The 22659-nt window shown below is 53.6% G+C and carries 14 protein-coding genes and 6 pseudogenes; 4 read left to right on the plus strand and 16 right to left on the minus strand.

The window, feature by feature from the left end; translation table 11 throughout:
* On the minus strand, positions 1 to 794 hold a 794-nt coding region (locus tag AC07RZ_RS23320), incomplete at its 3' end, for a hypothetical protein (protein ID WP_494669773.1).
* A gap of 543 nt (positions 795 to 1337) precedes the next feature.
* On the opposite strand from AC07RZ_RS23320, the pseudogene AC07RZ_RS23325 reads away from it, so the two are divergent.
* Positions 1338 to 2587 (plus strand): annotated as a pseudogene (locus AC07RZ_RS23325) (IS256 family transposase).
* Positions 2588 to 3747: 1160 nt separating this feature from the next.
* Here AC07RZ_RS23325 and AC07RZ_RS23330 read toward each other — a convergent pair.
* The 4 genes and pseudogenes from AC07RZ_RS23330 to AC07RZ_RS23345 form a co-directional block, all read right to left on the minus strand.
* Positions 3748 to 4575 carry a hypothetical protein gene (locus AC07RZ_RS23330; RefSeq protein WP_494669774.1) on the minus strand — a complete coding sequence of 276 codons (828 nt, stop codon included), beginning with the start codon at positions 4573 to 4575 and terminating at the stop codon, positions 3748 to 3750.
* 398 nt (positions 4576 to 4973) lie between these two features.
* Positions 4974 to 5408, minus strand: a pseudogene (locus tag AC07RZ_RS23335) (Tn3 family transposase).
* A gap of 122 nt (positions 5409 to 5530) precedes the next feature.
* Positions 5531 to 5836 carry a Tn3 family transposase gene (locus tag AC07RZ_RS23340; protein ID WP_494669775.1) on the minus strand — a complete coding sequence of 102 codons (306 nt, stop codon included), beginning with the start codon at positions 5834 to 5836 and terminating at the stop codon, positions 5531 to 5533.
* A 198-nt stretch (positions 5837 to 6034) separates the two neighbouring features.
* Positions 6035 to 6271: a Tn3 family transposase gene (locus AC07RZ_RS23345; RefSeq protein WP_494669776.1), complete on the minus strand. Its 237-nt coding sequence runs from the start codon at positions 6269 to 6271 to the stop codon at positions 6035 to 6037.
* A gap of 528 nt (positions 6272 to 6799) precedes the next feature.
* Here AC07RZ_RS23345 and AC07RZ_RS23350 point away from each other — a divergent pair.
* Positions 6800 to 6988 (plus strand): annotated as a pseudogene (locus tag AC07RZ_RS23350) (IS256 family transposase); the annotation flags it as partial.
* Between the two features lie 317 nt (positions 6989 to 7305).
* Positions 7306 to 7536: a transposase gene (locus tag AC07RZ_RS23355; RefSeq protein ID WP_494669785.1), complete on the plus strand. Its 231-nt coding sequence runs from the start codon at positions 7306 to 7308 to the stop codon at positions 7534 to 7536.
* A 13-nt stretch (positions 7537 to 7549) separates the two neighbouring features.
* Here AC07RZ_RS23355 and AC07RZ_RS23360 read toward each other — a convergent pair whose 3' ends face one another.
* The 4 genes and pseudogenes from AC07RZ_RS23360 to AC07RZ_RS23375 form a co-directional block, all read right to left on the minus strand.
* On the minus strand, positions 7550 to 8986 hold the full coding sequence (locus tag AC07RZ_RS23360; protein ID WP_494669777.1) for a TolC family protein: 1437 nt from the start codon (positions 8984 to 8986) through the stop codon (positions 7550 to 7552).
* Positions 8976 to 10319: an HlyD family type I secretion periplasmic adaptor subunit gene (locus tag AC07RZ_RS23365; RefSeq protein WP_494669778.1), complete on the minus strand. Its 1344-nt coding sequence runs from the start codon at positions 10317 to 10319 to the stop codon at positions 8976 to 8978. The genes AC07RZ_RS23360 and AC07RZ_RS23365 overlap by 11 nt, the downstream gene beginning before the upstream one ends.
* On the minus strand, positions 10316 to 12511 hold the full coding sequence (locus AC07RZ_RS23370; RefSeq protein WP_494669779.1) for a type I secretion system permease/ATPase: 2196 nt from the start codon (positions 12509 to 12511) through the stop codon (positions 10316 to 10318). Before AC07RZ_RS23370 ends, AC07RZ_RS23365 begins: the two co-directional genes overlap by 4 nt.
* Positions 12512 to 12995: 484 nt before the next feature.
* A pseudogene (locus AC07RZ_RS23375) lies at positions 12996 to 13195 on the minus strand (hypothetical protein); the annotation flags it as partial.
* On the opposite strand from AC07RZ_RS23375, the gene tnpA reads away from it, so the two are divergent.
* Complete coding sequence (gene tnpA / locus AC07RZ_RS23380; RefSeq protein ID WP_494669780.1) at positions 13146 to 13568, plus strand: IS66-like element accessory protein TnpA; 423 nt, start codon at positions 13146 to 13148, stop codon at positions 13566 to 13568. The pseudogene AC07RZ_RS23375 and the gene tnpA sit on opposite strands and share 50 nt — an antisense overlap.
* A gap of 1427 nt (positions 13569 to 14995) precedes the next feature.
* Here tnpA and AC07RZ_RS23385 read toward each other — a convergent pair.
* The 7 genes and pseudogenes from AC07RZ_RS23385 to AC07RZ_RS23415 form a co-directional block, all read right to left on the minus strand.
* Positions 14996 to 15475: a hypothetical protein gene (locus AC07RZ_RS23385; protein WP_494669781.1), complete on the minus strand. Its 480-nt coding sequence runs from the start codon at positions 15473 to 15475 to the stop codon at positions 14996 to 14998.
* On the minus strand, positions 15468 to 17663 hold the full coding sequence (locus AC07RZ_RS23390; RefSeq protein ID WP_494669782.1) for an integrase: 2196 nt from the start codon (positions 17661 to 17663) through the stop codon (positions 15468 to 15470). The genes AC07RZ_RS23385 and AC07RZ_RS23390 overlap by 8 nt, the downstream gene beginning before the upstream one ends.
* 2 nt (positions 17664 to 17665) lie before the next feature.
* Entirely contained in the window at positions 17666 to 19600 is a 1935-nt protein-coding gene (locus AC07RZ_RS23395; RefSeq protein WP_494669783.1) for a hypothetical protein, read from the minus strand.
* The gene (locus AC07RZ_RS23400) at positions 19597 to 20865 is read right to left on the minus strand and encodes a tyrosine-type recombinase/integrase (RefSeq protein WP_494669786.1); all 1269 of its coding nucleotides are present in this window, start codon (positions 20863 to 20865) and stop codon (positions 19597 to 19599) included. Before AC07RZ_RS23400 ends, AC07RZ_RS23395 begins: the two co-directional genes overlap by 4 nt.
* A gap of 193 nt (positions 20866 to 21058) precedes the next feature.
* Positions 21059 to 21340 (minus strand): annotated as a pseudogene (locus AC07RZ_RS23405) (PA0069 family radical SAM protein); the annotation flags it as partial.
* 108 nt (positions 21341 to 21448) lie between these two features.
* Positions 21449 to 22480: an acyltransferase family protein gene (locus tag AC07RZ_RS23410; RefSeq protein WP_494669784.1), complete on the minus strand. Its 1032-nt coding sequence runs from the start codon at positions 22478 to 22480 to the stop codon at positions 21449 to 21451.
* A gap of 14 nt (positions 22481 to 22494) precedes the next feature.
* Positions 22495 to 22659 (minus strand): annotated as a pseudogene (locus AC07RZ_RS23415) (phosphomannomutase/phosphoglucomutase); the annotation flags it as partial.

Raw genomic sequence — 22659 nt, forward strand, 5'->3', positions numbered from 1 at the left:
ACGATCTTATCGCCTTGGGCTGCAATTAAGGCCGCCATCTGCGCTGTGGTAATGGCTGCGCAACCGGCTGGGGAGAAAGCACCCAATTGAGTATTGGAAAACTGGGCAAATACGCTCGGCTCAATTTGCCTCATAGTAACATTGGTCAGCAATGCAGTATTGAGCGCCTGGATATAGGGTAAGCCGGCTGCGGTGAGAATGTAGGTTATTTGCGCTGAAGGTAGTCCCAGCAAGAAATTTAGGCTGCTTAGGGTGGCAAATTGAGCGGGCGTTAAAGTGTGAATGAGGGTAAGTACTTGTGCAGCATCGAGCTGCCCAGCTCGGAACGTATTCGCTGCATTGACTAATTCAGCTGGAGAGCCATGACTGATGGTGAGCGCAAAAAGGGCATCCGCTAAAGAGGCTGGCATGCTCTCTAAAATGGCAACAGGAATAGCTGCGAGCAGGCCTCGTTCATTCAAGGCATCAGCTAGAGTAGGACTGAGATTGGCCAAATCGGCTACTGTGAATTGCGATAAAGCCGATTCCAAGCCTGCCATATTGGCATTGTAGGTATTGCTGCCAAGATTCACTAGCAACGCATTTAATTGCGTCGGACTCAGCGCCAATACGGCGGGTACGCTAAAGACGGTGGGGGCGACCGAAGTGGGTTTGGACGGAAGATTCTCATTTACTAAAAGCGCAAAGTATTCATCTGAGCGTTGCAAGCCCAAGCCCATGTTAATACCCGTCACAACAGAAAGTGCCTCTGCACCAATAACGACGATTTCTTCAACAATAACAGCTGCTGTCATGATTACAAACCATTAAAAAGAGTTGAGCCATTCGTAGACCATGCTAAGAATGTAAAAAGAAAAGATGGGAACGATTTCGATTCAATCGCAGTAAGAGCGGCGGAGAATGATGGCGATATCGAAAAGCACACGAATGGTATTTGCTCGCAACACTAGTAGCGTATTAAATAAAAATAAAATAACAGAAAAATTGTGCAAATTTTATAAAAAATCTATATTGTCAACTGTTTGAGACAGGCGTTAATGGAGCTGCAAGACGAAGAAATGGTATTGACGCCGGAGATCTTGCGAGCATTGAGTCCGTATCGGCAACATCCGAGTCAATTCGGCACCGATGAATTACGGGATCGCGAGACGGGGCCGATTGACTACGAAATGAAGTTGGAGTTGAATAAACATGAAGAAATGACTATATAGAACGGCTTCTTGATTACTTTTAGGTGTAGTAGTCGCGATCTGATCTGACATTCCCCGGTTTGGAGGGTGTAATTAGTTTTGTGTAAACGGTCATTTGGCAGGACACTACCACCATAGAGGAAAAAAATGACCTACGTAAAACGCACCAAACGGGCCAAGCCCGATCCTGAGTTGGTCAAGCTGGCGGACAGCCTGCTTGCCAACTACAAGAAACCAGAAGACCTGCTTGGCGAAAATGGCTTGCTCAAGCAGCTCACCAAGATGCTCGTTGAGCGCGCCCTTGAGGTCGAAATGACCGATCACCTGGGGCACGACAAGAGCAGTCCGGTCACCAACGACACGTCCAACACCCGTAACGGTCACAGCGCCAAGACGCTCAAAGGCGACTTCGGCGCGCTGCCGCTCGATATTCCCCGCGATCGCCAAGGCGCGTTTGAACCGCAAATCGTCAGCAAGCATCAGACCCGCTGGACCGGTTTCGACGACAAGATCATCTCGCTGTATGCCCGTGGCCTGACGGTCAGGGAGATCCAGAGCCACCTGGAAGAGATTTATGGCGCGAGGTGTCGCCAAGCCTGATATCGTCCGTCACAGACGCTGTGAGCGAGGAGGTGAAGGTCTGGCAGGCCAGGCCGCTCGACGCCCTGTATCCGATTCTGTATCTCGACTGCATCCACGTCAAAGTGCGCGACACTGGGGCCGTGCGCAACAAGGCTGTCTACCTGGCAATCGGCGTCAACATGGAGGGCCACAAGGAAGTGCTGGGCCTGTGGATCGCTCAGACTGAGGGTGCCAAGTTCTGGCTGCAGGTGGTGACCGAACTGAAGAATCGCGGTGTACAAGATATCTTCATTGCCTGCGTCGATGGCTTGAAAGGCTTCCCTGATGCCATCGAGGCGGTCTATCCGAAAGCGGCCGTTCACCTGTGCATCGTTCATATGGTGCGCAACAGCCTGAATTTCGTGCCCTGGAAAGTGCAGAAGGAAGTCGCGACCGATCTGAAGCGCGTCTACAGCGCGGCGACCGTCGATGAGGCCGAACTCATGCTCACCGAATTCGAGGCCAAGTGGGACAAGGATTACCAGTCGATCGGCCTGTCCTGGCGACGTAATTGGGCTCAGATCACGCCGTTCTTCGACTACCCGCCGGAAATCAGCAAGGTGATTTACACCACCAACGCCATCGAATCCATTAATATGAGTCTGCGTAAAGTCATCAAAACCCGCAGTTCATTCCCCACCGATGACGCCTTCAGCAAGCTGTTTTATCTGGCGCTCAACAACATCAGCAAGAAATGGACGATGCCATTGCGGGACTGGAAGGGAGCACTCAACCGCTTCACTATCCAGTTTGAAGAACGGATGAAGCCGAATTAAACGAAATTCCGTTTACACAAAATCCAGCACACCCTCACCGGGTCTGGTTAAGGCAAGATCGCATATGTCCTACCTGCCAGAAGCCCATCACAAAGCTCACGCCTTGGGATGTTCACTACTACGTGAAAAAAGCTAATGGTGGATCGGGTGCTGCAAGTAACCTTTACATGCACCATCTCAGTTGCCCTAGAAATTATTAGTACGCCGAAAAAAACAGTTGTGTAGCCGAGTGTCAAAAGATGCCTTCGTAGGGGCTTGAGCCGTGTGCATCGAAAGATGCATGCACGGTTCTTAGGGGGCTGGACGCGGGTAACCGCTTCCAGCTACCCGACAGAACCGTCCACGCGTCATGCGATAGGTGGTGAGCGGCGCAATCGCCACTGCCGGCAGAGGAATGGCGCGCGGCTTGCCGCCCTTGCCATGCACATACAACATCCATGGCTTACAATTATTCAACAACGCCATCTCAGCTAGAAGCTTGGAAGCATGTCAACGTGAAAGCTCTATCCGCTGGTACTTGGCTGAGTCCCACTGTGGTGTTGTATGTTGTGATGGTGACTGGGAAGGTGCGATATGACAAACGGGTGTTGGGATAAATTGCTTGCGTATACTGTCCCACTGTTGTTGTTATAGTTCCTGGTCCGCCTCCTGATAACGCTCCGGTGCATTGTAGCTTGGCGTTTACCGATGATGGTACGACGCTATACGTGTACGTCCCCGTACCTGCTGTGTGCCCTGCTGCCGTCTGACCGTAGACTATGTCACTGATGTTCTCCATAACGCTCTGGGTGAGTAATCCGGCTGAGTTGAACGCTCCGATTGTTGCCGCGGCGCTGGTCGCTGTGATGCATAACGCGCCGACACTGATTGCGATGGTTATTATTGCCCGCGCGGGGGATACACGCCTAGCTAGCGAGTGTTGTTTGATGTTTTGGTTTGGGCAAATGTTGGTCATATCATACCTTTTCTGTGTTTGTTCTTGGGCAGTTGTACTGGATTCATTCTTCATTCTTGTATTTTCTGTGGATGCGTTCTCCTCCTCGCTGCCCTTAATTTTGTTCTCGCACTCCAATTTGGCTTGATCTAGCCTTAGCTTCTCCGCGTTACCGTACGATCATGCAGCCACTCTGCTGGCTTCGATGTGGGGTGCGGGTATTTGCTTATAATGAAAGGCTTCTTTTTAAGTCAATTGCTTTTTGTATAAATGGGCCCCGCACCGTTCTTGTGTTTATTTGGATGGCGTCGTGTGTCAGCTGCATATTTTGATTGTGGGTCAGAAGAAACGCTAACACTATGAGTACGGGTTGGGCCTCTTGCGGTTCTAGACAAGTTGCCGGCAAACCACACCACTGGAATACCACATCCAGCGCCCCCATATCGCCTCGACTCGCCTGCGCCAGAAGGTGATCAAGTACTGGGGTGTTGGTACCTGGTAATGTTTGCGATGCCAAACGATCGAGATGACTACGAGACCATTCTTGCAATGCGGCTAATTGCCCTGCGGCAGCGGCCTGCAACAGTAAATTATCGAACGTGCGGCCATCTCGCAGCCGGGCATCGTCGCAACGTTGCGTTGCTTCTGGAAGAAGATACTGGGCACAGCCACTAGCCCAGGCCGCAGCCTGAAACAAACGCTCTGGATCGGTATTATTTCGCCCCAACAAGGAATCGAAGCTAGTTGCCATCAATGCTTTTTGCGTGGCCTCGCGCAGGGTATGACTGAAGTTCGCACCTTGCAACGGAAGAGCCGCTTGTTTGTGTTCAACTAAAGCAGCTAGCACATCAATCAGCCCCGATGACGCTCCGTTAGCTGCTGGCAAATCGGTGGACGGTCTAGGGGCTGGCCCCACATTTTCAAACCAATAATGGCCTCCTGGCGCTGGTGCGGTGAGCACTGCGACCGGTGGCGCAGTGCTCACCGCTGACGGCCCATAAAACCACCATGTTCCTACAGAAATTGCCGCAATTACGATACCCAGCGGCAGCATCCCTAGCCAACTCTGTAGCGGTCTGTTTGTCATCGCCGTAGCCCGTATAGATCGTCATGCCCTGTTCGCAACCACAACAGGAAAGAAAATCACTTGCCTGAAGTCTGAATAGAGTCTAGTGAGTGAATGGTAAATCTACTTATTGTTAGCATAGAGCTTGAAGCTCATACCACACAGGATTCCCAACAACGAAAACAGGTAAAATTGCGCCAACCTCAGCACGGACATATAAGACCGCTCTTGTTCCAGACAGATTGCATAATTTTTGATCAAAAACCGCCCGCAACTTTTCGGAGCGGACAACTAAATACACTCTTACTTTCGCGGAAAAATTGGGCACCGCCATTAGATTGGGGGGGGTAGGGGGGGGCAGAGGTGTAGTGGAACGGAAAACCGGATTAAGCCCGGTTCGCCGCACTATCCATCTCTCGCAGGATTGCGAAATGCCTGTGACTTACCCTTGGCGACAGCATTCGGCACCAAAAATGAAAGCACCCCAGCATGCTGATGTGCTCGTGTAGCAGCGGCGACAGCCGCGCTACGTCTTCATCCTTTACCTCGAGACCGTCCGCCCGCAGCCGACTTAATGCAATTTCCGTGTAGCTGGTGTTCTACAGCACGATCATGTTGAGCACGAGACCAAGTACGCCGAGTTAGTCGTCCTGTCCTTCACGATATTGTTGCCGCAGCTCACCACGCTTGCCCTGGACGAAGGCTCTGGCCACACTGTATCGCCCTTCGCCACGGGTGAGCTGTATTAGCGTACTTCGGAGCTTGGCTTCGTCGTCGATGTAAGTTGCGCGTGTAAGGTCTCGTCGATGCGGCCAAACCAGGCGATGGCCTGGCCAGTCTGGTCGGGTGCTCGCCGACTTGCAGCGTGCTCATGGTGTCGGCCACCGGAACCTAACCGAGCTTGAGCGAGCCGACTAGGCGCGGTATATCGTCCCAATATGGTTCATTTTCTGTAGGTTGATATTGTGAGCAGATATAGAACTGAGAAGTCCGAAATCGGCTTTTGAGTCGGTCCGCCAGAAGCGAAGCGCGTACCGCCGACATCTGCCTGGCACGGACTACAACGATAGCCAAGGAGGCCTAATAGTCCGAAAACTACCACGTCGCTGTAGGCATCGATGTCGGTCATGATCTGTGTCAGCTGAAGGTTGGTCTGCAGCTTTGGGACGATCGCTAGCAGGATTAGGCTATCGCGTAGTGTACCTGGCACCGTGATGTCGTTCAGGCCAGAAAACTGATTGGATATCAAGTTGTACTAAGTGACACCGCACCCGACACCGAAATATTTCGGGTTCGGCTCGGAATGCACCGACCGAACCGACACCACGAACCGCATATCGTTGCCGCCCCCACACGCTGGCCAGAGCCGAACAACTCTGCGCCAATATTAGCGTGGCATTGACAGCGGTAATAGTTTCATCATGAAGATAATTCTGTTCTGCTCTACTCAAGACAATCTGTCACGCTTGTGCGCTGGCACGTTGCCGCGAATCAATGGTTCCACTCCAGTATTGTCAGCCTCCGCCATCAACACCGCATCAATGCTGACATGTAGGTCGGTCGTACGTGCGGTACGTTCCGATATATGGATGAAGGCATCCGTAAATTTTTTACGGGCGGCAATTTCAAGGATCAGTTCCGGTAAGTCGACGCGCGGCAACATACCGTTGACCTTGGCGCGCAACGCGATCAGTGAGACCGGCTAGCAGATTTTATTAAGTGGGCTGAGCACAAGCTCATGCTTATCTCCCACCTTGTCGACTCGCACCGCCTGGTTGTGGACAACCTAGCTGCGACGGCACGATATGTGAGCTCTAATTTAGCGGCCAGCGCGGCCAAGGTCGATCCCGGCCCAACCGATAGTCCCAGCGCACGGCAAATGATCGAGAGAATGAACTTCCATTCTGCGCTGTCGAGAGGACCTGCACACGCTGGCGCAGCGCGATGTGCAGCTTCGACAATACGTAGAAAGTGTATGCGTGAAAATCAACGGCATCGTCATCACCCAACACATGCCGCTGCCATGGTTTGGAGACGACTTCGCGTAGCGTGTCGTTTCCGGTATTTTTCAACGACATGTTGGCGCGAAGCCATGTGAAGATGGCGACGAACGGCTCGCCAGCGGCATTCGCGCCACAGTGAATGTGCTCAGCCAGCGCCAGTAAAACCGGCGCACGGTCTTGTATTGGGCGTCGAGTTCCTGGTAGTACCGCATATGCGCCTTCGAAAGATCGTCAAGAATAGCTGCCACTTCCCTAGCGATGACGCCGCAACAAAATTACTGCTCCTCCCCTTGCGCAATATTAAAAAAAATTGGAAGCTGCCACAGCGGATGTGGATGCAAGCAGCCAACCAGTTCGCCATCATATTCGGCGAACGCTTCACCAACGCGATTAACTAACTACGAAATTCTTGCCCCGCACACAACATTCCTGGCAGGACCAATTCCGCCGCTCGAAAAGATCAGCGTTAACTCACTCGCCATCGAAAGTTAAGTTCGGTCGCTACGGCCCTCGTCATACGCTTATCTTTTGCACGCCGTTCGGACAAACAGATGTGGCTAAAATTTTTTACAGAATTGCATCAAGACGCCGATTTCGAAGAAGCTTTTTTGGGGATAGCACTATGGTGCGTATCCGTTAGCATGCAGTGGGTGGGGCTAAAAAAAAGGCGCGCAGGCGCTTGGACGTTCTCACGATGAATTGACGACTAAAATCCATCCACGCTTGTGTTGAGGAACTCGGCCAACAGGCGAGTTGTATTTTGACTGCTAGTCAAGTGCATGATGTCGCCAAAATCGCCAAGCTGTCGGCAGAAATTGAACCAGAGGCAGTGCTGGCCGATAAAGTCTACGACATCGATGCGCTGCTGCATTCCATTGAGAGTAAAGGCGAGAACATAGTAATACCACCAAAAGCAAACCGGAAATTGCGGCGTAATTTCGGCTGACAACACCAACACACTATTGCACAGTTACATCTTTACGTTTCAATCCACCTGCCGCCGCCAACAAGCGCAATCGGGCAGACCTCCACTCAGCTAGGCAACGTATGCGTTGCTGATGTGCATCAGCCAGTGCCGCTTGCGTATTCAGTATCTCAAGAATATCCGATGCACCTCGATCAAATTTACGTTGCACGGAGGCGAGCGCACTTTGGGCCGCTTGCAACAATAGCTGCGACGACTCTAGGTTGCCCAGGGCCGACTGCGCATCGGCATGCGCCTTGACCACGTCCATTAGCACCTGATGTGTCGTATCCAGCAGACTCGCTTGTTGCTGTTCGACCTGCGCCTGTGCCCCACTCACCTTGTATTTATTCGCAAAGCCATTAAAGATAGGAATGTTCAAGGTCAACGCCGCCACCTTTTCTGTGGTGTTCACCGACGGCAAGCCCTGATTCGGCCTGCCGTTTTTATACATATTTCCCGTCGCATCAATCGATGGCAGACCTTCCGACCTGGTGACTTTTACTTTTTCCTGAGCCGCTTTCACCTGCGCCTTGGCAGCCACGATGGCCGGATGCTGGTCTTTGGCTTGCGCCAACCAGACATCGAGATCCTTGCCCATGTCGTGACTATCATCGGCCAGGTCCGGTGCCAATTGCAATTGCGTTTCGGCAGGCACCCCCAGCGCATAAATCAGCATCGCCATCGCCTTCTGATAATCGCCCAACGCCCGGCTTCTGTCCAGCGAAGCCCTGGCCAAGGCGGTCGCGGCCTGCAATGTATCCGATTGCGCGCCAGCGCCTCGACTTTCCTTGCGCTGCGCAGTCTCCATCGTACTGCGTGAAAGTTCCTCTCCCTTCAGCTTGGCTTGCCACGCCGCCAAGGCGGTTTGTGCGTCAAAGTAGGCCCCGATCAAGGTTTCCAAAGTCTTTTGCAGGGTCGCGTCGTGACTGGCAATGGCAGCATTCAACAAGTCGGTGGCCGATTTTCTACTGGCAGCGCGTCCGCCAAAGTCGAACAGGCGCCAGCTCACGCCGATACTTTTTGAATTATCACGAATGCCGGCTGAATCCAGATTGGAGCCGGAATAGATCGTGCGGTCGTTGACTCGGCTCAAACTGGCGGTCACCGTCGGCAGGTAGGCCGCCCTGGCCTCGCCCAATGCAGCCGCCTGCACCTTGATCGCCGCCCAGGTGCCTTGCACTTGCGGGTTGGCGCACAATCCGACATCGACAGCTTCCGACAGCGCCAACGGGCTGCCACTGAGCTGAGAACCCGAGCACTGTATAGACATGCCATCGCCGGGTAAGGTGGCACCGGTCACCAATTCTGGCGGACGCGTCAGCAATGGATCCTGAACCAGGCTACTCAATGTAACGCTTCTGTTTTGCGCCTGCGCGCCGACACACCATAACAGTAAAGCCGCGCCCAAATACTTGCCTCTAGCGCTCATGCAAAGCCTCGTGCTGATGCTGCACCAACGGCGACAGCACATACTCGATCACCCGCCGTGTGCCAGTCTTGATTTCAGCATTAATTGACATGCCGGCCGACAGGGACATATCGCGCCCCTCGACATTGATGTTCGATTTATCCATCGTAATCTTGACAGCATAGATCAGGCCTTTCTTCTCATCCTGGATGGCATCGCGCGATACATGTGTAATATGCGCGGGAATAGTGCCGTACTTGGTGTATTCGAAGGCGTCGATCTTCACTTGGGCATCCTGGCCCTCTTGCACAAAGCCGACGTCCTTGTTCTCCAGGAATGCTTCGACTTCGACTTGCTTTTCTTGTGGAACAATCATCATCAGCGGCTGTGCTGCCGGTACCGCGGCACCCACCGTGTGCACCGTCAATTGCTGGACCGTGCCATCCACCGGGGTGATCAATTTGAGCTGCTTGCTGTGCTCCCCTGCCCGCCGCTCGTCCTGGCGGCTTGCGGCGCCGGTTTTGTGGCCATCGGTCATGGCGTCATGTGCTTCTTTCCGTGTTTGCGCGATCAAGGCTTGGCGCTGATGCGCCGCATCCGCCAACTGCCCCGCCAATTCGATGCGGGCTTGCTCCTTTTCGATCCAGGCATGTTCGGAAACATCGTGGTCATGCGCCAGGATCTTGTAGTCACTGGCACGCTGGGTCGCCAACGGCAAGTCTTGTGCATACTTGGCCATATCACCATCGAGCCTGGCGAGCTTGGCATGAAAGTCCATCCACTGCCCTTCCAGCTGGTGCTGGGCGGCTTGCCATAGCTGAGGACTGACGCCATCAACCGCCGGCATGCGCGGCGCTTGCAAGTGATCGACAGCACTAATCATGGCTTGTGAACGCGCAACTTCCAGCGCCGCCATTGCAGCGTCACCTTGTGCCTTGTCATGCTCGGCGTCGGTGGCACTGGCATCCAGTTCCATCAAGACTTCACCGGCTTTGACAAACTGCCCTTCCTGCACATGTAAGGCACGCACCACTGCCACATCCACCGAGGTAATGGTCTTGGTACGATTGGATGGCACTATTTTTCCCGTCGCTGTGACAATAATATCAATCTTGCCCAGGATCGACCAGATTAAGGCAATGGTGACCAGCGCCATCAAGATGCGCCCTGTCCAGCGAGCCGTAGCTGACAGCGGTTTTTCCTGCAAGGAGAGCGCTGCGGGCAGAAATTCGGCCTCTTCTTCATTAAGCAAGCCACCGCCCATAGCTTTACGCTCTTTCCAGGAGAGCGCAAAGACCGCACCATAATGGTGCCACAAGGCCGCCCATGCGGCCAGACGATGACGTGTGCTCACGCAGCTACCCCGCTGACTGTATGAGCGGGCGCCAAGGCCGGCGTCGCCAACTGGCTCTGACTACCCTGCTGTAACTGATACAGGTGATGATAGATGCCATCCGGATTGCGCAGCAATTCATCGTGGCTGCCGACCTCGGCAATCTGCCCGCGTTCCATGACAACGATGCGATGGGCTTCGCGTACCGCCGACAAGCGATGCGCAATGATCAGCACGGTTCGCCCGACACAGATGCTACGCATATTGTCCTGGATGATTTTTTCCGACTCGTAGTCGAGTGCGCTGGTCGCTTCATCGAAGATTAAGATGCGTGGGTTGGTAATCAAGGCCCGGGCAATTGCAATGCGCTGGCGCTGACCGCCAGACAAACCAGTACCGTGTTCGCCAACCTGCGTGTCATAACCTTCAGACAGTTCGCTGATGAACTCATGAGCGCCGGCCAGTTTTGCAGCGTGGATGATAGCTTCAATCGGCAATGCCGGATTAGACAGCGCGATATTGTCCCGTATCGAGCGATTAAAAAGATTGTTTTCCTGGAGTACCACACCGATCTGATGCCGCAACGAGGTGGTATCGACAATGCCGATGTCCTGGCCGTCCACCAGCACACGTCCACGGTCAGGCACATATAAACGCTGTACCAGTTTAGTAAGAGTACTTTTACCTGAACCGGATCGCCCCACGATGCCGATGACTTCACCTGGCTGTATTGCCAGCTTCACCGTCCGCAAAACATCGGGGGTGTCGGGGCGATAGCGAAACGACACCTGATCGAACTCAATCGCGCCTTCAATGCGAGGAATTCGGCTTTTTTGCCCTACAACTTCGGTGCGAGTATTCAGGATGTCGCCCAGGCGGCTCATGGAAATGCCCACCTGTTGAAAGTCGTTCCATAGCTGCGCCAGGCGTAGAATCGGCGACGACACCTGTCCAGCCAGCATATTAAAGGCGACCAACTCACCAACCGTCATCTTGTTGTCGACCACCAGGGTAGCGCCCAACCACATGATGCCCGCTGTCACCAGCTTGCTCACCAGGGAAACACCGCCGCTGGCCACCATGGCGATATTGTTGGTCGACAAGCCTGCAGCCACATAGGCTGCCAGCTGTTTTTCCCATTTAACCTGCCAGCGCGGCTCGACCGCCATCGCTTTGACAGTATCGATGCCGCTGATCGTTTCCACCAGAAACGACTGGTTTTCTGCGCTTTTGTTGAACTTGTCGTTCAAACGCGCGCGCAAGATAGGCGTAAATAGCAGCGACAGGATCAGATACAGCGGGATAGACGCCAGCACGATCAGCGTCAACCATACGCTGTACCACAACATCACCCCCAAAAAAACAAAAGAAAAAACAACGTCCAGCACCAGCGTCAAGGCATTGCCGGTCAGGAAAGAGCGTATGTTTTCCAGCTCACGGATGCGGGCAACCGAATCTCCCACGCGGCGCGCCTGGAAGTAGCTAATAGGAAGATTGAGCAAATGCCGAAACAGGCGCGCGCCCAGTTCAACATCAATCTTACTGCTGGTATGGGAGAAGACATAGGTTCGTAGGCCGGTGAGTATGCCCTCAAACACCGTGGCGCAAATCAACCCAATGGCGATCACATTCAAGGTCTTCATCGCATGATTGACCAACACCTTGTCCATCACCACCTGGAAGAACATAGGCGTTGCCAAGCCGATCAGCTGCAGCACAAGAGAAATCAGCAGCACCTCAAGCAGGAGCTTGCGGTATTTGACGACGGCCGGAATGAACCAACTAAAGTCGAAGCGGGCAATTTCGCCGGCGTAGCTGGCCTTGCTGGTGAAGAAGATAAATTGGCCATTCCACATGGCCATGAAATCCACCAGGGAAAGCACGGCCGGCGGTTCACCGGGACGCTGGATCAGCACCCGCGGGGAATCCCTATTGCTGATATCAATACGGGCGGCAATGAAAAAACGGCCTTCCAGATCGATGGCAATGGCAGGCAGTGGCGCCACCGTCAAACGCTCAGGATTTTGTTTCACCAGCTTCGCCGTCAGTCCAGATCGCTTGGCCGCCAATAAAATTGCTTGTGCGTTAAATGTTTCGCCGCCATATTCGTGACGGAGTTGCGCGGCATCGGCGGCAATCCCGTGCAAGCTGGCCATCATTAGATACGATTCCAGGCCACTATCAATATTGAGTGTGTTTCTTAGTTCGCTCATCAGGGGAGAATAGTTATGACTACAGCGAGGTCGCCCTACAAAGGGTGGCGTTGTTGCATAGATCGAAGGGTGGTAGCTAAGTATTCATGAGAAATTGATATAAAATTTAGCGCCATAAGCACCGAGTAGACTGGAACTTCGGCGCTGATAATTTTTTGGCTCAGGTGACGAAGCGGCGCCATTGGATTTCCAGGAGAGGGTCCATTCCTGAGCTGATTGGCACAAAAATTCAGTGCAGCCAGTTTACCCTCGACTTTCGTCAGCCGCCATCAGACACTTCATCGGCTTCTTCAGAATGAAAGCACAACCCAAGGTGAAATTTTAAATACGTTTTCATCGACGAACTTAGCTTACCCTCTCTGCAAACCTGTTGAATATAAAATAAAATAAATATAATGGTGAAATTGCGCCAATTTATAAAGATATAAATATTATCAACTGACAATACTTACATGTATTTTGATTTGAAGAAGTGGTTCTCCCAGCCGTCCAAGCACCGACGTTCGGTGGACAGTGTTACGCTGACCAGCTCTTGCATGGTGGTGTAGCCAGGGCGGATAGTCTTGTGTTCGTTGAGTCAGACGATCACTCGGTGGCCACGAATCCCGGCTTCTGGTCGCGCCGCACGGTCTGCGTGGTCTGCAGTCCAAATTGCAGCAGGAAGTCGGCGGTCCACGGCCGGTACGCACACTCCCACCCACACTCTCTCGTTACCAGACCACGGTCCAATAGTCGACATCCCGTTGAATTTAAACGCGCTATCGTTGAACAATCACATTTGCCCGGCGCCTCCGTGGCCAGCTTGGCTCGAAGCCATGGCATCAACGCCAACCTGATCTTCGCTTGGCGCAAGATGTATTGTCCTGCTTTTCAGGCCAGCGCAGAAAGTGATGTTGCATTGCTGCCGATTATTCTGTCCGTTGAGATCGTCCCACCTTCCCCGCATGAGGTGACAGTCAATGAGATGGAAATGGTAACCGGCAAGGTCCGTCTCATCATAAAGGGTAAGCCGGACGCTGGCGTATTGCAAACTGTCCCGGCGTGCCTGCTGCGATGATCGGTCCTGCTGCGATGATCGGTCTTCCTGCGGGGGCCCGCATCTGGATGGCCGCGGGCGTCACTGATATGGGCTTGTGGCTTTAACGAGCTTGCGGCCAAGGTCCAGGGCGCTATCACCGCTAGCCGAGCGGAGGGTCGCATGGTGAAGGCTGGGAGCCGTAGACGACGATGCACGGTCCTAAGAAGTCAGACTCGTTATAGTATCTATGAAACCGGCAAACAAGGCGCGGAAACTCACTGCGGAATTGGCAGAGGGAAGGAACGGGATTGAAGGAAATGTGGTACTGCAAAGCACGGTCCGAACGCAGAGTCGGACTGCCGTGTCACAGGCGCAGCACCGCATACGAGAAGCTGTCAACAGAAACAGGAAGGAGAAACTGACGGCGCTTTTGCATCACATCACAATCGACGTTCTTCGTGCCGGCTTCCTGCACAATCTGAATGAGAGGCTCGCCAAGTTTAGGCTAGAGTTTCATCCTGATAAAACTTGCTTGATCGCCTTCGGCCACTTTGTCGCCGACCGGCGAGCCAAGTGCGGCTTACGGAAACCTGAGACATTCGACCTCCATGGCTTCACGCACATCTGTGCGTCAGAAACGAGGAGGGAAAGGTTTCCAGCTCAGGCGGAAGACCAAGCGTAAGCGATAAAGTGAGTCCCTCAAGAGAGTTGAAACTGAATTACGACACAAGCGGTCTACTTCAATCGACGAGCAAGATCGATGGTTGGCCTCGGTATTGCGAGGGCACCAACCGGCAATCTAGGACCTTTTACAACCACCGGCGGCGTCACTCGCGCCTTGGCTGCATCGCCCTCGCACGTTTTGCTGAAGCATTCAGCAGACCGTGCGACGGCGGCTTGAAACAAAAGTGCCCGTTATTGACATGACATTTCACTTTCAAATCGCGCGCCAGCGCTGTCACGTAACGCCTTCAGGTATCCGAGGCGAGGGATGTCCGGCAGTTGTCATACCGAATCAGGTACCTGCGGCTATCACGCGAAGGTGTGCTGGAATTTTGGCAGGCCTAATACGGCAGCGATTCGAAAAAACGGCATTACGCCTAGGACTAAATCTGCATTCAAAAAATTTCCGTTCACTTGATGTAACTGGACTTCCCCCACCAACGCGACGCGCTCCCATGAAAAAGATCGACGCCGCTTCAACCCAATTAAAATTGTTATTTTAATATTTTTTCGTTATGTTATTTTTACCCATAGCCAATTTATGGGTAATCGTCGCCTTCGTGCAAATTGGCAGATTTTGGCTTTTCAGAGTGCGCAGAAAAATGTTTGCCCTTGCTTTGAAATTTCCAACGTCAGAAAAATTACACACCTCTCGCACGTGCATTTATAGCCATTTATTTAGTCGCTGAACATTCCCCCATTGCGCCATAATGGTTCCAGTCAACGTGCCGATCTTCGCAGCCTCATTCCGATTCCCTCGAAACGATCGTTGCCAACTTACTCTGCTGGACAATCTGCTTTCTAAGTCGCGACGAAATATCTCGCTCTCGCGCGGCCTCTTCCTCAGCTTTGATCCGGGCGTCGAAGTGTGCCAGTACCGTCGCCCGTTGCTTCCTTACTTGAGCTTCCAGTGCGGCCTTTTCGATTCGCAAACGTGAAATCAACTCGCTATGGGTCGTTGGCAACGATGTTCGTCCATCCTTCGCCTGCTTAACGAGTTCACGCACACGCGGATACCTGCACCCTACTTCGACTGCGATCAGCGTGCGTGCGCGCCCCGCCTCCATGGCCACAGAAGATATATTAATTTTGAGCGTGCCTTTGGCCTTCTGCGCCTTGAGCTTCTTGTGTCGCGGTTCGCCATCGCATAGCCGCCCGATAGCAGCCAAAAAATCCTGCTCGATCATGTCCCGCGCCGGTACTTCAGGTTTAAGTCTAGGCATGCCCCTCCTCCATTATCACTGCGACACGATCGTCCAAGGCGGCAAGATTCGCACCGATTTTTTTCAAAATTCCTCTAGCCTGGTCAGCGCGGAATCGGATCTCACGGAATGGGCCGGAATCCACACCAGTCGCCCCGGCCTGTTTCAAAGACACGACACAGTTGACGTAACGATCGGACCAAAACGGTTCGTGGCTCTTATCCATGATCGCGCACGCACAACCCGCGCACAGACTCGGCTCACGCGTCGCTGTATTGGGCGCCTTACGGATCCAGATAGGCGTGTTCGAAGCATCGTGACAGCGCATTTCACTGGTGCGTGTCGGGCAACACGTGGCGTGCGCTGTGAAGAACATCGTCAAGTCGTTGCGGTCAGCCCATTCAACAATGAGGCGCCATTTTTCCGACGACGGAAGGTCATTAGTCTCTGCACGGAACTGAAGCAGAGCTTGCTCCAACTGTTCTCCCATTCTCCCAGCCAGTTCGGTTTTTCCCGTCAAAGTCTCGAATAGTGTCAGGTTCCGTTTTTGTACAGATACGGAATCCAGCGTCTCGATAAGCAATGGATTGTGGCCGATGTAGCCGCCCTCAGTCATAGCCAAACTCAGATGATGGAACTGCAATTGAATCGCGGTTAACAGTCTGGAATCGCAAGCCAAGGCAAATTGCGCCCAGGTCTTGCGCAACATCTGCGTGCTGAAGACAGCTCCCTTGCTTTCCCGCCAAGGCACCAAGTCTTTGTTCTCAATCTTACGCGCGCTGTCATCTGGTAGGCTGGACAGATCAACCCAACGCTCAATGAAGCGTTTCGTTGAGCGGTTAAAGCTGTCGCTCCTCATTGCATCAAGTTTCGTTGAGGCGACGGGAAGTGACCTACCGATCCCACCTGCGAGAAACAGTTTCTTCGTGCGCGCATGCGCTCTCCATGGCTCGTAAATCCAATTGAGGATGCACAACGCCCGCACAGCCAACGGTATTTCGACTGCGTCAATTGGCCGCATACCCAGGATCCAGTCCACTTCACGGGGCAGCCCCTCCTCGGTCTTGGAGAGAACGGAACGAATAATGAACCACTCGTATAGGCCCGTGGCACTCTGCTCCAAGCGAACCCCGGCCGGAAGACCCGTGACATCATCGATCCCAGCCCGTATACCCATCAATTCCGATACCCGCATCCCCGAGGTTGCCTGAACAATAATCGCAGCAGCATCCCGTACTGATTCCCACAATTCCCGAACCCGATGGATGCAGTCGCGATACTGATCGGATGACTTTTCGCAAGCGAAGTTAAGCTGCTCGTGCCAAGGTTTACCATCACCGCCCGGCGGCACGCTGAACTCAAAGTTGGCAAGGAACTGTCTAGCACGAGCTTGTCTCGCATGGCTATAAACACCAGCTTTGCCGTTAGCCGTGCATCGCTCCTTCTCTATTTTGGTTGTTGTACCTGCCAGCGGATCGCGAATCACGTCAAGTAGCCGGAGCATATCATCTGAGGGCGTCCCGAGAAACCATGCAGCTTTGTTCAACAAGGGAATAGCTACCTCGTCAGGCAGCGGCATGATCCATCCGCGCAATTTCGTGCTTACGTCGCGAGCTATGCTGATTGTACTTCTGCCACCGAAAGGATGAGCGACCAGTGACCCAATGCCCATCCTGCCCAAAGCTCGCCGTTGATTCCACAGGCGTGCAAGCGTCGACAGAGTAGTTATAGCGTAATCTGCACCGATTTCTCCCTCGCCGAAGCGGCGCGAGATAAACTCAGGGAGTTGATCAATGTAGTGCCGGATCACCACAGGTGTCAATTCATGCGGATGCTGATATCCAGCTTCTACCATCCATGACAGCAACCATTTTAGTTCATGTTGAATACCCATCATTGCTCCAGGCGCCGGTGGGCGTCCTCTGGAAGGAAGGACGAGAAGGGAGAGCACAAGTATCCTGGCCCAGCGCACACGCATCCTATGTTGGGGGTCGGTCAGCCTGCTACGATCGAACAGTTCCATTCTCCAATTTAATATGGAGGCTGACCTGGATGCACCCGGCGTGGGATTAACGAAGAGCCATACCTCATCTTTGAACTGACTGTGTTCGCTAACTTGATACTCGTCAAGCTCCTCCTCACTCATTTCGTGAATTCTTCTTCGAAGCTTTCCGATGCTCCGTTCGGAAAATTTGGTCTCGGATTTCATGTCTACCCCACGCCTGGAAGTTTGACCGAAATCTTACGTGCCACCGCGAGCACGTCCGGCGGCACCCACGCCCGTAACGCTTTTAGGTCGGCCAAGACGGGAGCCCAGCGTTCAATCCACGTCTTGGAGCTCATCGAAGTTTGGCCTTTATAGATCGCTACTTCGAGTGCCGTGTAATAGCTGACGCAAAGTGGATCGCTCGGATGCGCCGCTGCCATCGGACAAGACGGACACCCCCCATAATCTTTACACAACCGCCCCCGCTGTTGGTTTGGTCGCGGAGAATTGAAGGGATCGAGGCAAGAGAATCCAGGTGTCGCCGCACCCTTGTCGCCCCCAGGCCCAATGCGCCGGGGGTCGACATCGCCTTTTGTTTCAAACCAGCGCTCGCGCAGCACTATGACCTGTCCTATCCGCTCTCGATAGCGTTTCTTGACACCGCCACTAGTGTAGTGAGTCCAGGTGGTCGCTGCGCTGCCATGGTTGCCAACCTTCTGGGCTGCTTGAATGCTGCCGTCCGCAAACTGAACCAAATCTATAATAGTTGGACGTAACTGGCCTAGGTTAAATGACTTAAGCTTGTTGTCCTTGATAAAATTCTCAAGAGCTGTTCGCCAAACAACGTCACTTGATGTTCGCAATCCGTCGTGGTCACTGGCGCCGAAGCTCTTGCTCCTCTTCATACCAACTTTCTGGACATATAAAAACAGACGGTCAGCGTGACTCGACAGCGCGCTCGATCTAATCCGACTAGTGATTTCTCTCAAACAGGAAAACAAGCGGGTGATGCTTAATTGTGATGAGGCCGCTGCCTCAGGGTCCAACAGACGGACAAGGTCCTTGGAAGCACGCCTCTTCGCTCCAACAATCTCGATCACCGGGGTGCCAGCTTGATCTTTATTGAAGTCAATGTCCAACCAGCTGAGCCCCAACACCGCGTTCGGGTTGAATACCGTGGCTACAGCAACAAGCAGAACGAACGGAGCTAGGTCGCGACCTGATGGATAAAAATAGGAACGGACTCGTTCATGTCCATGTATCTGCCGCACCGCTTTACCCAATGCGGGGTTCTCAGCATCTATCACCACCAAATCAGGAATTACGCATGGATAGCTTTCGTCCAACGCTGCGAGGCAGATCGCCAGATCGTGATAATCCTCAAGAACGTTGTTCGTGACCCATGCGGGATCGCGCAGTCGCGCCCGTCCCTCTGCCACCAATACCTTTCCTCTCAAAAAGCGCTGTTCAATGGCCAACACCTCTAATTCAGCCGCCTCAACTATCGACAGCAAATGCTCCACCCCCAATACCTCCGTGGGTTCTGTTTTCCGCGCCGCCCCGATCGGTCCCGGAGGAATCCGTTCGGCAATGTACCGAGCCTCACTGGCCCACGTGCTGCTTTCAAGCGCCTCCATCATCGTACGTAACGCGCCCAATGCATTTCCTACAGAATTCGGATGCAGTGTCCTACCATTTGACGTCGATTTACTCAGCAACTTCTCCCTAAATTCGAGCAACAGTTCATCGCTAAGGTGTTCGGGATACAGAGCGCAGGACCAATTCCTCTCCAGGTATCTAAAAAAATACGCACGCAATAAATGTCTTGCAGAGTGGCGGGTTGAGACAGCGACATTGGCCCCCCAACACAGGAATGCTTCCGTGAACATCGGTTGAAGATTAGGGAAGGTCAGCAAAAAACTCAAGTCAACTTGATGCGACTCGCCTCCTCCTTTTCCCGGGAATACAGCCGTCAAGGTTGGCTCGCCGGTCGCGTGAGCGACACCATACTCCGCTCGGGTATGGGGCAACGAATCGACATTCTGACCATGACTTCTCCTGGCTCTCGCCTGCGCCACCACGCCGGCCACAGAGGACGATCCGTTTCGCCCAAGCACGGCGCGCTGCGGAGGTTTGGTGTTGGCGAGTTCCTTACTCATAGCCCCAGCATCCTTCTAACGTCTAACAACCCTGGCTGTTCGGTGAAGATCTCGACATGCGACAAGTAGGTGTCGATCGTCGTCTGAAGCTGGCTGTGTCCAAGCTGAGCTTGGATTTTTTTCCAAGGTTCGGCATTACCGTTAGTCCGCTCTACGTGGTAGGTCAACACTGCGTAAGTATGACGCAAGTCGTGGATCGAGTGTCTAGGAACACTATCCTGGAACATTTCGCCAGTCGCCGGATTTGTCTTCTGCACGACTTCTGCCAACCCCGACGCAAAACATAACGCCCTGAACATTTTCTGAATCGCTCCATTTGTGATGGGCTTTCCGACCGTTTTTGAATTGCTGCTAGCCAGCAGCAAACGCGTCGGCGGGCTCCTTGATTTGGCCTTGCATGCCCGTAGCGATTCTGCCCTTTCGCCGTTGACGTAGGCGATGGCATCCATCACCAACCAAGCCGGAATGGCCACCTGCCGCGTCTTGTTTCCCTTTCCATGATAAACGGTAAGGGCCATGTTGACAAAAGGCGCAGCCGGATCAGGGCTAAGACTAAGAAATTGCAGGTTGGTCAAGCTGTTGATCTCATCTAGACGCAGTCCCACTGCCCACCCTAGGTCGCAAATCAGTCTGTCGCGCGCGGGACGCCGATCTCCTTGACGGTCGCCGGCCTGCGGGCCAATGTTGCTAAGTAATTTTTTCAGGTCATGGACCATCAAAGGATGAATTTTGGTGCCTGGCCTAGCCTTAGGCAACGCCCTATCCTTTAGTCTGGTGTGACCAAAGGATCTGATATGCGTCAACGCGTCCCGATCGATTGGCGTCCAGCCTATAGTGGCCTCCAAAGCTTCTCCGATGTCACCGTTGTAGGTTCCTCGTTCTGCGCAGAACTGATGGAACGTCCGAATCACTGACATGCTGTCGCGTACACCAGCTGTTCCGTATTGCCGGCCCGTCTTGGGACTAATCGCACTTAAATATGCGTCCCGATAATCTAGACGGTCTTGCTCACTAGCGTTAGGCCAATCACGTCCGACCGCTTGTAAGTATTGGAACCAACTCTTGAGCGAATAGGCTGCCTTGGCCCAGGTGTGGGGACTTGGTGTCGCACTGGACTGGACGTACTGCTTGCTCAAGAAGTGTGTAGGTTCCTCGAACAGCATTACGCGGTCCATTGTCTCAAGGAACAAAGCTGGTGCGCCTGTTTTGATGTCGGGATGATTTATTTCGCTAATAAATAGCACCAGTTCGGCATCAAGAAACATGTTCACCACCCTACTCCAGCAATGAAAAATGCATAAACACATCCTTAGTCAAGTTAGCAGATGGGGCCAACATTTCAAGAATTTATGCAGTTAAAACGAACAGTTTTTTCATTCTTTAATTATTCCAATTTTCGAACATGTGTACGAATTACCCTATCAATGAAAACTCAATCTTCGATCCATTCCACATTTCATGCTCGCAACCGCGGTAGGGGTTCAGCGAGACATTGAACGGCAGGTCGGGCGAGGCGTTGCGGCTCAGGATGCTCTTTGCCTGCTCTTCGGTGACGATAGTGCGCACCGCAGCCGGCTCCAGCTGCTCGTCTTCCGCCGCCCAGCCGTCGTCGAACTCCTCGCGCTGCGCAACTTCGTAGCGGCCTTGCATGTTGCTGGTCGCACCGCGGCCTTTGCGCGCAAAGCCCGGCGCCTGGAACTGGATTACCTGCGGCAGGCGCTTTTTTTGATAATCTGACATGGCGGACACCGATATACTGTATATACGTACAGTATATTAGCGCAAAACCAGCCATTTGCAATGCCCGGTCTCATCGATGCCGATATTTCCAGCAGCGACGGCGCCATGCTATTTCGGCAAGCGGCGCCAGACGTGGATCACGGGGATGCAAAGCAGGATCGCCAACATGCTGCTGGCGACGCTCCAGCCGATCCCGTAGCGGTAGTTGTCGTCGATGACATGCAGGGAAAGAGCGGCGCCGCGCACCAGGCCGAGGAAGACAAAATGCACCGGAAAAATCACCAGCGTATTCTCCGAAAGCCAGCCGGCAATTCCTGACGCCGGCAAGAACTTCGAAATGCATAAAACGGCGACGATGCCGAACAGGGAAACCGGCAGGTAAAGCAAGGGCTGCACACCGAAATACATGGTAGCCAGGTCTACCCTGTCGTTCCATTGCCCGGCGCCGACAAGCGCCGCCGCCGACACCAAGCCAACCAGGAGCAGCGGTCCGGCGCGCATGGCGTCAAACCAGGCACGTGCGCGGGCATGCTGCCCGATCGCATAAAACGACAGCGCCGCCCACATCGTATCCAGGCCAAGCAGCAGCCTGTAAGGCGGACGGCTGACGACCAGCGTGACGGCAAATCCGAGAATCGCAAAGCAGCAGGTGGCGGCGGTCAGGTTCAACAGCTTGCGCGCAGCCTGGTACACGATCACCGTCGCCACCAGGCAAGGAAAGAACCAGAGCGGCGGATTGATATACAGGTCCGGCTCCAGGCCTGTCAGCAAGCCGGCGATGGGGTCGTACCACGGGCGCCCGGCCGACAAGGCCGCTTTTACCCCGACGTTGCGGGTGGCAAACCAATACAGGTAGGCGAAACAGAAAAACAGGAAATAGGGCCACGCCAGGGTGCGCAATATTTTTTTTGCATGGGCAGGCACGGATTCCGCCAATTTATCCGGCTTGAGCAGGAATCCGGAAATGAAGAAAAACAGCGGCACATGGAAGCTGAATATCAGGCGCACTATATTGTCCGGCAAACCTTTGCTGTGGCCGATGACGATCAGGACGATGCCGATCGCCTTGGCATTGTCGATGAATACGTAGCGGCCGGCTGCGGCCGAACTGAGCGATGAGCGCTGAAGCGATGGAAACAATCTCATCCGGACCGCTATGCGAAAGGCAGCGCCGCATCAGGCTTGGCCGCCAGGATCACGCGCTTGAATTCCGACTGGATCCGCGCCAGCGCCTGCTCCGATTCCGCTTCGAAACGCATCACGACCACCGGCGTGGTATTGGATGAACGCGCCAGGCCGAAACCGTCCGGATATTCGAC

It is taken from the genome of Collimonas sp. GW821-FHT07E08, assembly GCF_059418905.1.